Genomic DNA, 13,485 nt, shown 5'->3' with positions numbered 1-13,485 from the left:
TAAATGAATATTTGGATTAAGGCTGCCCCGAAGTGCATCGCCTTGTTACTGTTTTTTTAACCGTTCCAGAGAGCAGCATGCAACGGCTGACGATGTTAGTTAGCAATATGATCCAATAGATAACTAATATCTGTGATGATCAGTTTTCGATTTTTGACAATCAGCGCACCGTCACTTTTTAATTCGCCAAGCATTCGATTGACGCTGCTGCGTGCGCTGATACCGCAGAAGCCGGCAATGTCATCATTTGTTAACATGAAATCAATCAAAATACCCTCACGCACTTTTCGGCCGAATAAGTCAATCAGACTGTATATAAACGCGCAGACGGCACCCTTTTTTCCATTCATGATCATTCGCTGGGAACGAAAAATATTTTCTGATAACTTCTTGCGATAATAACTTTTGATATAGTTTTGCAGCTCTGGTGTCGCATTGACGTATTTCCAGAAGGTGACACGATCCACTTGATAAAAGGTTGCTTCATTGGATTCCACGCGAACATTAAAAGGCTGTTCCGTAAACTTGGAAACCTCATCCCGAAGCAGCGAGATGACATCGGGTTTGACGATATAGGAAAGATTGAATTCTCTTCCGTCTTGAAGAATAATGCTGTTTTTTATAATCCCTTTTTTGAGAACATAAGTATACCGTTCTTCGAGGCCGTGATAAGTCAGATAGGTATGTCTACTTTTGTTAATTGTTGGTACATCGTGCGCATCCAGAAAATTAATCAAATATTCAATTTCACTTAATACCATGGATTTTTCCTTCCCATCACAAACGTTCAAGTTAAAAAATAGAGATACAATTGTTACATTTAACCCTATTTTAACTGCTTTTTATCTGATGTATGTCACAAATAAAGTAAACATTTGTTAACTTTTTATGATAATAGCAAACGAAACGGACAGTCTTTTTGTTTTGATTTATAACAGATGGTGCACGCAGAAGGGTTTGTGGAACCTTGTGATACGCATGTCACGCGTCACTTTTTCTCATACTAAGGATTACAAATCTTTTCTACTTGCTACTTTCAAAGTAAAAGAACTGAAAAGAGGGCTGTCCATTTATGGTTAGCATTGAACTACCTTATGACAAAAAAACAATCGAGGCCAATCTGCCCGACCACAATTATGCGGGCAAATTAGTATCTCAAGCAGCGACTTACCACACGGATCGGTCAGAAAACGAGATTGTCGAGGCTTCACTCGATCATCCAATCGGCTCTGCGCCTTTGGAAGAACTGGCCAGGGGCAAGAAAAATATCGTGATTATCAGCTCGGATCACACGCGTCCGGTACCGTCACACATTATTACACCGATCCTTTTGCGACGGTTACGTGAAGCTTCTCCGAATGCGCGCATCCGGATTCTGGTTGCAACCGGATTTCATCGCCCATCTACTCATGAAGAACTTGTTAACAAATATGGACAAAAAATTGTCGATGAAGAAGAAATCGTGATGCATATATCGACAGACGACGCGTCGATGGTCAAAATCGGCCAACTGCCGTCCGGAGGCGACTGCATCATCAACCGAATTGCCGCCGAAGCCGATCTGCTGCTTTCGGAGGGATTTATTGAATCGCATTTCTTCGCTGGATTTTCCGGTGGTCGCAAATCCGTACTGCCAGGTGTTGCTTCCTACAAAACGATCATGGCCAATCATTCCGGCCCGTTTATTGATTCCAATAAAGCACGTACCGGTAACCTGAATCACAATCCGATTCATGAGGATATGGTTTATGCGGCACGTAAGGCGAATCTAGCTTTTATCGTCAATGTCGTGCTCGATGAGGACAAGAAAATCATTGGTTCCTTTGCCGGAGATATGGAAGAGGCACATAAAAAGGGCTGCGCGTTTCTTCGCGGACTGTCTAGCGTAAAAAAAATTGACTGTGACATCGCAATCTCAACGAATGGCGGCTATCCTTTGGATCAGAACATCTATCAGGCAGTAAAAGGGATGACAGCTGCTGAAGCAACGAATAAGGAAGGTGGCACAATTATCATGGTTGCCGGCTGCCGAGACGGACACGGAGGCGAAGGCTTCTATCACAATATCGCGGATGTTGCCGATCCAAAGGAATTCTTGGATCGCGCCATCAATACACCGAAGCTGAAAACAGTCCCGGATCAATGGACAGCTCAGATCCTAGCTCGAATTCTGGTTCATCATCATGTCATTGTGGTTTCTGATTTGGTCGATCCTGAACTGATTACCCGTATGCACATGGATCTTGCGACTTCCCTTGATCAAGCACTTGAAATGGCTTATACGCGTGAAGGCAAGGATGCCAAAATAACGGTTATTCCTGACGGCTTGGGTGTTATCGTTCAATAACAATTCCAGGAAAAGAGGAGAGGTGGACAGAAAATGGAAAATGACGAACTGCATACGCCGCTCCAAGATGCTTCTGAGCCCAGTCAAACGAAGACACATGAAAAAGACAGCGGGTTTGCGGATCTCGGTTTTGCAAAGGTTGATCTGACGAGAAAGCAGCGCAACGGCTATCCGGAAGTGATTTATGGTGAAGGTAAAACAGCCGAGCAAATTATCGGCATCATTGAGACCATGCGCAAGCAGACGGTGAACATTTTATGTACGCGCCTTTCCTCGGAAAAGTTTGAAGCAATAAAAAAGGTTGAGCCGGATGCTGTTTATTACAAAGAAGCACGCTGCGCGCTTGTGAATTGTGCCGAAGTGAAGAAAACCAGCAGCTATATTGCGATTGTGACCGCCGGGACCTCCGATATTCCGGTTGCCGAAGAGGCAGCGGTAACTGCTGAAGCTTACGGAAACAGCGTGAAACGGGTTTATGATGTCGGTGTTGCCGGTATTCATCGGTTATTTGCCCGTTTGGATGTGATTCGCGCGGCAAAGGTTGTGATTGTCATTGCCGGTATGGAAGGTGCACTTGCCAGTGTTGTCGGCGGTTTGATTGACAAGCCCTTGATTGCGGTGCCGACGAGTGTTGGCTACGGCACCAACTTAAAAGGTGTGACGGCGCTGCTTACAATGCTCAACAGCTGTGCATCGGGGATCACCGTGGTGAATATTGACAATGGTTTTGGTGCTGCCTACTCAGCAAGCATGATCAATCATTTGTAAAATGGCTTTGGCCCGCATGGAGGATTAAGATGAGAACTCTTTATTTAGATGCTTTTTCAGGAATCAGCGGTGATATGTTCATTGGCGCACTGCTTGATCTTGGTGTCGACTTTGACCGATTTCAATCGGAACTCGCTCAATTGCATGTCAGTGATTATCAGCTGCACAATGAGCGCCTTGCGAAAAACAGTATCTACGGGACAAGCTTTGACGTCGTACTAAATCATGAAAAGGATCACGGATTTAGTGAACATCATGATCACCATCATCATCATGATGTTCGGCATTTGAGCGATATTTGCTCCCTTATCAATGCAAGCGGCTTATCTGAAAAGATCAAGAAGCAATCGATTGCCGTTTTCACTGAGATCGCCAAAGCAGAAGCGGCCGTTCATCAGATGCCTCTGGCTGATGTCCATTTTCACGAGGTCGGCGCTATGGATTCGATTGTCGATATTGTCGGCTGCTTTGTCGCACTGGACTTACTAGGCGTCGATGATGTGCGCGCGTCCGCACTAAGCGATGGGTCCGGTTTTATCCAAGTTGCACATGGGCAGATGCCGGTACCGGTTCCCGCTGTCATGCAGATGCGTATCGGCACCAATATCCCAATAAAACAGCGCACGGATGTTCAGACCGAACTCATTACGCCAACCGGTATGGGTCTCGTCAAGGAGATTGTCAGTCACTTTGGATCCATTCCGGAAGAGGGAATCCTGCTCAAGACCGGATACGGGTTCGGCAAGCGCGACACGGGTTCCTTTAATGCGTTGCGTGCGTTGCTCTTTGAAACGAAAAAAAGCATGCAGACGGTGAATACGGATCATGATACGGTGCTGCTGATCGAAGCAAACCTCGATGATCAAAGCGGAGAATCACTTGGTTTTGCAATGGATGTGTTGCTTGAAGCAGGTGCATTCGATGTATTTTTTACACCGATTTACATGAAGAAAAATCGGCCGGCATGCAAGCTCTCTGTTCTTTGCGCGCCGGAAGAACGCGAGACATTTGTTGACTTGCTGCGGAAACACACCTGTAGCCTTGGTGTTCGCTATCAATTGATGCAGCGCTCAATCATGAAGCGTCATTTTAAAAAGGTAGAAACAAAGTATGGAACGATTCGTGTAAAGGTTGCCAGCCGCGGCAGCGTGATTAAGCAGACCGCTGAGTATGACGATTGTGCTCAGGCTGCACGCACGCATGGCGTTTCGTTGGCAGCGGTTGAGCAGGAGGTTCGACGGCAGCTGCCGGATTGAATCAGAATTAGATTATTTGGAGGGAATACTGTGATTCATCAACTCGTTGCTGAATTCTTAGGGACAGCATTAATGATTGTTTTTGGTGTTGGCGTCCACTGCTGTGAGGTGCTCAATACATCAAAATATCAGAATTCCGGTCACATTTTTGCTATTACAACTTGGGGTTTTGGTATTACCATCTCGTTGTTTATCTTCGGAGATGTTTGTATTAACCCAGCGATGGTTGTCGCTCAGGCCGTCCTTGGCAATATTCCATGGACGAGTGTCATTCCATTAAGCATCGCAGAAGTACTCGGCGGTATCTTCGGTTCCATTGTTGTCTTTATCGCTTATTATGATCAATTCAATGCGTCCAAAGACGTCGATCGGGTCAAAATTCGTAACATCTTTTCAACAAACCCAAATGTGCGTCATTTGCCGCGCAACTTTTTCGTCGAATTTATTGATACGTTTATCTTTATTACCGGAATCTTAGCCATCGCTTCGATTAAAACGCCAGGCATTGTGCCGATTGGTGTCGGCCTTCTTGTGTGGGCAATCGGTATGGGTATGGGTGGCCCGACGGGATTTGCCATGAACCTCGCGCGTGACATGGGTCCGCGCATTGCCCATGCGATTCTGCCGATTCCGGGCGGTAAAGCGAGCAACGATTGGCAATACGGCATTATCGTTCCGGGCATCGCACCATTCTTAGGCGCTGCTTGTGCCGCACTTTTCGCCCGAGGATTCCTCGGACTATAACCAGGCTGTCATTAATAAAAATAACTATAAAAAAGGAAGGTAAATACTGATGCGTACGTTAACTGAAAAAAAACAGGCTCTAGTTGATCAATTGAAAAAGATGAATCATGTGGTTGTTGCTTTTTCCGGAGGTATTGACAGTACACTCGTTCTGAAAATGGCACTGGATACGCTGGGCAAAGACAATGTACTCGCCGTTGTTGCCAACTCCGAACTTTTTACAAATGAGGAATTTGACAAAGCCGTTTCTTTGGCAAAGGATTTGGGCGCTATGGTTAAGAAAACCGAACTCAACTATCTGTCTGAAGAACATATCAAACACAATACGCCGGACAGCTGGTACTATGCGAAGAAAGGCTTCTATGCGCGAATGAACGAGATCGCGGCGGCTGAGGGCTTCGAGTTTGTACTGGACGGCATGATCAAGGATGACGAAAGCGACTTCCGCCCAGGTCTGCGCGCCCGGACAGAGGCAGGCGCACGAAGCGTTCTGCAGGAAGCAGGTTTCTATAAAACCGATGTTCGTGCTTTGGCAAAAGTAATTGGCCTGAACAACTGGAACAAGGTTTCTTCATGCTCAGTATCTTCCCGATTCCCTTATGGAACAACACTCACGTTGGAAAAAATCGATCAAGTCATGAAGGCGGAAAAATACATTCGCGATCTCGGTTTCCCTGTTGTCCGCGTTCGCTATCATGGCGAGATTGCTCGTGTTGAGGTTCCGGCAGAACGTTTAAACGACCTCATTGAGTTGAATGATAAGGTCAGTCAGACGCTCATGGATTTCGGCTTCCGTTATGTGACACTTGATCTGAGCGGCTTCCGCAGCGGACGAATGAACGAAACCCTTTCAGCAGAAGAACGCAAGGCATTCGTTTCTTAAGTGCAGGGTCATCAATGAGCGGCTGAAATTTTCGAATCTCGAAAATGGATGCCGTTTTTTTATACAAAGAGAAAGAAAGTTTAAAATCTAAAAAAATAAGCGAGATTAGCATAAGTGCAACTAAGGCTTCACCCTCTGTAGAGGTTTGGCGAAGCCAAATTTTCTAACAAGATAAGAAGTTTATCGTTTTGTCTTGCTGGTATGGTGATCAGCGTCATAGGATTCGGTTGGACGATCAGGTAAGCATCTAATCTGAGAAATAAACGGAAAAATTCCGCTTAATTAGAAAATGATTGAAAAAATAGCTTAAATAGACGGAGAAATTCCGCTTATCGAATCAAAAAAACGTGAAAATGCAGGATTTTGCTTTGAATAACCGGAAAAATTACCCTTATGTACTCGCAAAACAAGCACCATGATGCATATAACCGGAAAATTTCCGCTTATTTTACTCGAGCACAAGGTTGATGATTAAAAACCGCATTTGGAGCAATGGATCTTTCGCAAGTGTAAAGGAGCTTTCGCTAAATACGCATACGTCCTGTATGCAACGCGAAAGTCATCACGTCCTGTGAAAGTATGTCCTGTATGGAACGCGAAAGTCACCGCATCCTGCGGAAGTAAGGACCGGGCGCTTTTTGCCCGATTTTTCTTAAAAAAGATAAGAGATTGGCATCACCAAGATGAGAAAGAAAGGAAGAAATAACGTGTTGAAAAAGTGTCTGCCCTATTATCTAGGTTCAATCGTTCTGCATGTGGTTGGCATTGGTTTTCTTTTTCTTGTGGCAAAAAGCAATCCGGTCATGCTCGGGCTTGGACTTGTAGCCTATACACTCGGTCTTCGTCATGCCTTTGACGCGGATCATATCGCAGCGATTGACAACATTGTGCGGAAATTGACGCAGCAAAAGAAGAATCCAATGGGTGTCGGCTTTTATTTCTCGCTCGGCCATTCATCCGTAGTTCTGCTTATGGCTGTGGTTTTAGCTTTATCGGTGAGTTGGGTGCAGAATCATCTGCCGCAATTCGAACGTGTCGGCGGTGTTATAGGTGCCACGGTCTCCGGAGGATTTTTGATCATGATCGCAATCATTAACTTATTTGTTTTAATTGATTTGCAGAAAATATTTATTCAATTAAAGAATCGCGCATTCGATCAGGAGAAGTTCGAGCGGCTGCTGCAGTCGCGAGGCTTTTTGTCCCGCGTGTGCGCACCGCTTTTCACGTTTATCAACAAGAGTTGGCATGTGTTTCCGCTGGGTTTCTTGTTTGGTTTAGGTTTTGATACCGCGACAGAAATCAGCCTGCTTGCGCTTTCCGCAGAGTCCGCACGAGCGCATATGTCACTTGCTGCCATACTTGCTCTGCCAATTCTTTTCGCAGCAGGCATGAATGTTATGGACACAACTGATTCGGTCATGATGACACATGCGTACCGCTGGGCGCTTGATACGCCTGTTCGAAAAATTTATTATAATATTACGGTTACGGCCATTTCTGTTGCTGCTGCATTAATGATCGGTGCCATAGAACTGAGTCAGGTTGCGGGTAAGGCGTTCCAGCTGCAAGGCGGCTTTTGGAACTGGGTGCAGCAGATTGATTTAAATTGGGTTGGCTATGGATTAAGCATTCTTTTTGTCGCGGTATGGGGGCTTTCGTACCTTATCTGGAAATTTTTCCGCATTGATCAGCGTTGGAATCAAAATTATTTCTAACTGATTGCTTTATTATGTGACTGAATGATATGAGCCGGAATTTAGAGGAACTTGTGAATGATTATTTTCAAACCTCCAAATACGCCTTCATGGGCCTGAAAATCTTGATTAACCAAGACTTCCGGACCTTTTTTACTTTACAAAGGTGTCTTGATCGTTACTCTTAATATGCCTGGTTTTTGCAATCGCATGATTCGACCGCGAGACGACCAGATTGTCAGCATAAAAGATAAATAAAAGGATCCCCTTCCTCGGGCGGTCCTTTTTTGATACGATAATTAAGTTGATTTTATTACCATTCTTTCAGGGACGGCTGTGACATATTGTGATGTGGAGAAAAAGTATTGGCGCAAATGTACGCTATAATTATATTTACAATTTCTGTTCTTTTTTTGGTGTGTCGGCGCTTTGGGTCCTTTATCTGACGCATCGCGGGATGTCACTGGTCGAAGTGGGACTGCTGGAAAGCATTTTTCACGTGAGCAGCTTCATTTTTGAGGTACCGAGCGGGGCACTTGCCGATCGCTTGAGTTATCGAGCGGTTTTGATTTTGGGCCGCGTCTGTTCAATTGTGAGCAGCTTTATCTTGATTTTTTCTCATGATTTTCTGTGGTTTGCTGTCGGGTTTATTATTTCTGCATGGTCTTATAACCTTAACTCCGGTACGAATGAGGCTCTGATCTACGAGTCGCTGCGCAATCTGAAACAGGAAAAGAAGTACATCAAAGTATCGGCGAATGTCAACGCAATCTATGAATTTACGGACACCTTGGGCATTTTTGTCGCAGGCTGGTTCGTCAATGTTTACTTTGAAGGTGTGTACTGGATCCAGATCGGGATTTCATTGCTGGCGATTCTGTCCGTCATGATGATGGTTGAACCCGTGAAATCGGAACGGAAAGAAGAAAAGATTACCGGATATTTCGCCATTTTGAAGAACGCCGCTGCTTTTTTAAAAGAAAACGCTCAACTGCGCTTCCTCATGTTCTTCTTTGCTCTGTTTCAAGGTATTGCCGCAACGTACTACTTTTATTTTCAGTCATTCGTGGATGGGCGCGGGTTCAAAGGGATTCAAATCAGTCTGCTGATGGTCATTTCGGCTGTGTTTCAAATTATCGGAGCGAAAATCTCACCCAAAATAGAAAAAAAAGTCGGTCAAGTTCGACTGATCAAGTATTTTTCCATTCTATTGTGCGTGCTGCTCATCTTGTCTTATGTGAATCAGCTGGTGATGCTGATCGTCTGCTTCATCGTGATGAACGCACTGGTTGCAGTCAGCCAGCCAATTTTCAGCAACTATTTTAATGAATTGATCCCATCGTCCAGCCGCGCAACCCTGCTGAGCGTTTCCAGCATGCTGTTCAGCGTGACGATGATTCTTCTCTTTCCACTGACAGGATGGATGATTGAGAAGTTGGGCTTTACCCTGAGCTTTGGAGTAATGGGCAGTCTGGCAGCATCTTTGTTGCTGGGACTCCCGCACCTAGCGAAGAACAGGCAAAATTAATAACGATGGATTAAGGAAGATATTGCTGCCACTTGATTGCGTCAATATAGGCTGCCATGTAGGCATGTTTTGAAATCGCAAATTGCTCTAAGTAGTCGTTAAGTGCAGCCCAATCTGCTTGTTCGAGTAAGAGAACACCGTTAAGATGGGTCCTGAATTTATTGTCCTGCCCCATCAGTGCCTCTTTTACATCGGTGGGAAAAGGGAGGGTAGCGAGAATATCTTCCATCTTTTGGTTCGTAAGTGCATCAATTGAGGAAAAGAGTCCGACGAGGGAGTAGTTGTCCTCCTCGTCTTGCGCATTCAGGAGTGTCGCCAGTTTTTCCAGCATGCGTCCACGAATAATGCACGCCTTGATCAACTCAGCGTTAGGCAGATTTTGAAGCTCTTGAAGAAGAAAAAGGTGCATCCATTTTGATAAATCCTTCACGCCGATCCGTGTGAGGGCATTCTGAATGGAGCGGACCGGAATCATCGCGCCGTAATGAAGGGTATTCGCAATTCGCATAATTTTATAGGCAAGACCAAGGTCATGCTGAAAGTGCTTGGACAGAGATCTTAAGTTGACATCCTTTTTTTTCAATTCTTTAATGATGTGCAGCACATGGTGATTGAACGACGGAATGTCGGTTCCGTTAAGCATCGCCGGCTTGCTGAAAAAGTAACCTTGAAAGAGGTGGTAGCCCATGCGAAGCGCTGTGGTATATTCTTTTTCCGTCTCTATTTTTTCAGCTAAAAAAATCTTTTCCTGACCGTATTTCTTGATCAGACGAATTTGCTGATGCAGCGGATTCCGATTGAATTCAATCTTGATTATATCGACAAGTGTCATCAGCGGAGAATGCATCATCTTTGGATCGAAGGTAAAGTCATCCAAAGCCAAAGTATAGCCGGCTTTCTTTAACCCTTTGCAGGCATCGATGACTTCCTGGGTCAGGGGAACATTTTCTAGAATCTCCACGATGATTTTATTTGGAGCCAACAATTTTGGAAAGTCATTGGTAAGAAAATTTTCCGAGAAATTGATGAACCCTTTCGTTCCATCAATGAGCTGGTCGAAGTTCATGACCAATATGGAGTTTGACAGCAATGCTGCTGTGGCTTGATTATCATCGGTACCTTCGAAATAATTATTCATGCTTTTTCGATAAAGCAGTTCATAGCCGTACAGATTTACTTTCCGATCAAAAATCGGTTGCCTGGCAACGTAGACATCCATCAATACTCATCTCACATTCAAACAGCGCAAGGGTGCAGTTCTTTGTATTTATATTAGCTTGAAAAATGGGAAAAGACAATGACATGTATGACGAAAGGAGGAGACGATTTTGGGAAATGTATGGGATCCGGAGCGGGTGGTTTCAGAAAAATTGGCACGGACATTGATCGAACGGCAGTTTCCCGAGCTCGCGCCGGCCACTGTTGAGCCGCTTGGTGAGGGCTATGACAATACTGTTTATCTTGCCAATGAGCGGTATGTATTTCGATTTCCCCGCAGGCAGATAGCGGTCGGATTGCTGCGTACTGAGGGCAGGATCTTGCCGAAACTGGCAGATCATTTGCCGCTGCAGATTTCTAAACCGCTTTTTTTTGGCAATCCGGACGCTGAGTTTTCATGGCCGTTTCTTGGTTATGAGAAGGTTCGCGGGTATTTGCCGGTTATCCTGACCCATGAAGAACGTGCGCGTTCGGCAGCAGACTTGGCTCAATTTTTGCGAGCTCTGCATCATTTTCCGGCAGAACAGGCTGCTGCACTAGGTGTTCCCGATGATGAGCTCGGACGGCTGGACATTGGGAAACGCAAAATGGCGCTGCTCGAACGTGTGGATCAGTTAGCGATGCAGAATCTGTATCATCGAGTTGGTAAGCTACGGCAATACGTCGAAAAAACGGATCCGATTCCTCTGGCTGAGCAACGGTGTCTGGTGCATGGCGACCTGCATATTCGGAATCTAATTAGTAATCAGCTTGGCAGGGTGACCGGTGTGATTGACTGGGGAGATGTTCATATTGGTGATCCTGCTGTGGATTTATCGATTGTGTACAGCTTTTTGCCTTATGGTGCGCGTTCGCAATTTTTTGCGGTTTATGGTGAAGTGAGCGATGCGACGAAAGCATTAGCTAGGTGGAAGGCGGCTTTTACAACGGTTTCACTGTTCATGTACGGTTATGATCGGCAGAATGCGGACATTGTTGAGGGATGCAGGCAGAGTCTGGATTTGATTCTAGAGGATTGAGCGTCGAGAGAAGGATTTGGAAATCCAGCCGTCGAACTTCTTATCATGAAAGTGAGGCGATCGAGTGTTCGACAAACCCATCCAAATCCCATACCACGTGCTCCAGTATGAAGCGCTGACGCGGCGGATGAAAGCGGGCAGTACGCGTGATCATGTGCTGTCGCTCTATAAAAGGGCGTTCGCCGGTTGGCATGGTGAGCAATCTATGGACGATCCGCTCAGCTATCTCCCCGACAAAGAATTTCGTATTTTCCACAACCTCCGTTTGTCAGACTATGTCCACGTTTTCCAAATTGATTTTCTTGTTCTTTGTGATCGTTTTGCGCTGATCCCATTACACAGGCCGAGTATTTAACTGATTCGCTGCAACAGTGGTTGAATGAACACGACTGGTCACTGCCGATTATTAATCGTGTGGTGATCGCTTCAAACGCTCAGCTGCAATTTAAAGGATTGAGGAGCCGCGAAAAAATGAGCCAGGTAGTTCGGCGGGCAAATCTCAGAGCAGAGCTTTCACGTTTCAGTAAGCAATTCAGCAAAGCACATTTGTCTGTGAGGGATTTGGACAACATTTCAGATGCACTGCTTGCGGCCCATAAGCCACTGATTATCAAACCCTTTCGATCATTGATCAACCCCGAAGCAATCATAAAAGGTGTGCGCTGTCCCGAGTGCGGTGCAATGCCAATGGAGAAGCTGAAACAGAGCTGGATTTGTCCACATTGCGAGCATACCTCTCTCGAACCGCGCATTTACTTGCATGACGCGACTATTATCTAATTCACGGGCCGGCAATTACAAACAACCAATGCCGCGATTTTCTCATGCTAAGGCCCAATTCAACCGCGAGACGCTTGCTTCATCGAACAGCACTTCGTTACGAGGGTGAAAAAAGTCTAGGATTTACTATTTATCAGAGGACGTATTTGCCGAAAAATCAAACCGGTCGATAAAAAGTTAAAAGTGATCGATAAATTCGTCAAAGTGGCTGATAAAATCTGAATAGTGGTTGATAAATTCGTCAAGGTGACTGATAAAATCTGAATAGTGGTCGATAAACACAAACAAGGAGGCTTGAGCACATGCCCAACCAAGAAAAAAACTACCATACAGCATTCGGTTGCTACGGTATTGCCGAACACAACAACAAAATCATTATTATCGACAAAACCGGCGGCCCGTATATTCATCGCTACGATTTGCCTGGCGGCAGCCAGGAACCTGGCGAATCATTGATCGAAACACTGCACAGAGAATTTAATGAGGAAACCGGCATGGCGGTTTCCGACTGCTTTCAAATTGGCACCTTTGACTTCTTTTTGCCGTGGAACTGGAAGCAGTTCACTCATGTCCATCATGTCGCGGTTTTCTATCTAGCGACGCAGATCAGCGGATCGTTTGAGCGTCCTGCTGAATTTGACGGACAGGATTCGGCCGGCGCGCACTGGATCAGCATTGACGCGCTGAACATCAATAATTCATCTCCGCTTGTGCTGAAAGCGGTCGATTGGTTACGCAATCAGTCACGTCCCGATCAGGCAACCATTTACGAATCATGGCCTGTGCTGTGACTGCGCCCAAGCTTCTTGAACCGCCCATGCCTGATGTTCGTGGAATAACAACTGACCACATTTCGAGACATCAATCCATTCTAAGAAGTTGTCGGATTCAGTCGGCTGCTGTACTTGCTGACCAAGCCGTGCGGTATAAAAATAACCGTCACTGACCATGGGCTGAACAACGGGAAGCGTTGACAGAAAATAACGTTGCGCATGGCCAAAATAGTGAATCTCATCGATGGTGCAGCCTGTTTCTTCAAGCAGCTCGCGCTTCAGGCACTGTTCATCTGTCTCACCAGACTCAATTCCTCCGCCGGGAAGAAAATATTGGTTGCCGTTAGCGCGGATCAACGCTGTGCGGTCGCCTTCAAAAATTACAGCATAGGCGCCTTTTCTCAGTATATAGTTCACTCCGTTTTTCACGGTTCCGAAAATGCGCACAGTCTCCACCTCATTAAAAATCGAGAAT

Annotated in this window: 14 protein-coding genes; 11 read left to right on the top strand and 3 right to left on the bottom strand. The window is 45.5% G+C overall.

Annotated elements, in window-relative coordinates; genetic code table 11:
- Positions 1-95: 95 nt before the first annotated feature.
- Positions 96-761, bottom strand: coding sequence for a Crp/Fnr family transcriptional regulator (locus AC6F33_RS14625; RefSeq protein WP_255749105.1), 666 nt, complete (start codon positions 759-761; stop codon positions 96-98).
- A 311-nt stretch (positions 762-1,072) separates the two neighbouring features.
- Here AC6F33_RS14625 and larA point away from each other — a divergent pair, with 311 nt between their 5' ends.
- From larA to AC6F33_RS14590, 7 genes are all read left to right on the top strand, one after another.
- Entirely contained in the window at positions 1,073-2,347 is a 1,275-nt protein-coding gene (larA, locus tag AC6F33_RS14620) for a nickel-dependent lactate racemase (RefSeq protein WP_500777358.1), read from the top strand.
- A gap of 33 nt (positions 2,348-2,380) precedes the next feature.
- Positions 2,381-3,115, top strand: a complete 735-nt coding sequence (gene larB / locus AC6F33_RS14615) for a nickel pincer cofactor biosynthesis protein LarB (protein WP_500777357.1) — start codon at positions 2,381-2,383, stop codon at positions 3,113-3,115.
- 29 nt (positions 3,116-3,144) lie between these two features.
- Entirely contained in the window at positions 3,145-4,371 is a 1,227-nt protein-coding gene (gene larC / locus AC6F33_RS14610) for a nickel pincer cofactor biosynthesis protein LarC (protein WP_500777356.1), read from the top strand.
- Between the two features lie 30 nt (positions 4,372-4,401).
- Complete coding sequence (gene larD / locus AC6F33_RS14605) at positions 4,402-5,115, top strand: D/L-lactic acid transporter LarD (protein WP_255749101.1); 714 nt, start codon at positions 4,402-4,404, stop codon at positions 5,113-5,115.
- A gap of 49 nt (positions 5,116-5,164) precedes the next feature.
- Entirely contained in the window at positions 5,165-5,998 is an 834-nt protein-coding gene (gene larE, locus AC6F33_RS14600) for an ATP-dependent sacrificial sulfur transferase LarE (RefSeq protein ID WP_500777355.1), read from the top strand.
- Positions 5,999-6,681: 683 nt separating this feature from the next.
- Entirely contained in the window at positions 6,682-7,713 is a 1,032-nt protein-coding gene (locus AC6F33_RS14595; protein WP_500777354.1) for a HoxN/HupN/NixA family nickel/cobalt transporter, read from the top strand.
- A gap of 328 nt (positions 7,714-8,041) precedes the next feature.
- Positions 8,042-9,220, top strand: coding sequence for an MFS transporter (locus AC6F33_RS14590; protein ID WP_500778169.1), 1,179 nt, complete (start codon positions 8,042-8,044; stop codon positions 9,218-9,220).
- A 10-nt stretch (positions 9,221-9,230) separates the two neighbouring features.
- Here the strand turns inward: AC6F33_RS14590 and AC6F33_RS14585 are convergent, their stop codons facing one another.
- Positions 9,231-10,439 (bottom strand): EAL and HDOD domain-containing protein, encoded by a 1,209-nt coding sequence (locus AC6F33_RS14585; protein ID WP_500777353.1) that lies wholly within the window; start codon positions 10,437-10,439, stop codon positions 9,231-9,233.
- Between the two features lie 109 nt (positions 10,440-10,548).
- Here AC6F33_RS14585 and AC6F33_RS14580 point away from each other — a divergent pair, with 109 nt between their 5' ends.
- The 4 genes from AC6F33_RS14580 to AC6F33_RS14565 all read left to right on the top strand — a co-directional run bounded on the left by AC6F33_RS14580 (position 10,549) and on the right by AC6F33_RS14565 (position 13,028).
- The gene (locus AC6F33_RS14580; RefSeq protein WP_500777352.1) at positions 10,549-11,457 is read left to right on the top strand and encodes a phosphotransferase; all 909 of its coding nucleotides are present in this window, start codon (positions 10,549-10,551) and stop codon (positions 11,455-11,457) included.
- Positions 11,458-11,521: 64 nt separating this feature from the next.
- Complete coding sequence (locus AC6F33_RS14575) at positions 11,522-11,812, top strand: nuclease-related domain-containing protein (RefSeq protein WP_255749094.1); 291 nt, start codon at positions 11,522-11,524, stop codon at positions 11,810-11,812.
- A 116-nt stretch (positions 11,813-11,928) separates the two neighbouring features.
- Positions 11,929-12,237: a zinc ribbon domain-containing protein gene (locus AC6F33_RS14570; protein ID WP_255749093.1), complete on the top strand. Its 309-nt coding sequence runs from the start codon at positions 11,929-11,931 to the stop codon at positions 12,235-12,237.
- A gap of 302 nt (positions 12,238-12,539) precedes the next feature.
- Positions 12,540-13,028, top strand: a complete 489-nt coding sequence (locus tag AC6F33_RS14565) for an NUDIX hydrolase (protein ID WP_500777351.1) — start codon at positions 12,540-12,542, stop codon at positions 13,026-13,028.
- Here AC6F33_RS14565 and AC6F33_RS14560 read toward each other — a convergent pair.
- Entirely contained in the window at positions 13,011-13,457 is a 447-nt protein-coding gene (locus tag AC6F33_RS14560) for an NUDIX domain-containing protein (protein WP_255749091.1), read from the bottom strand. The two genes, AC6F33_RS14565 and AC6F33_RS14560, sit on opposite strands and share 18 nt — an antisense overlap.
- Between the last annotated feature and the right edge of the window lie 28 nt (positions 13,458-13,485).

The organism is Sporolactobacillus sp. BBK16-2, assembly GCF_059878335.1.
The sequence above is the reverse complement of the archived record's forward strand: the minus strand, read 5'-3'. Positions and strand labels throughout refer to the sequence as shown.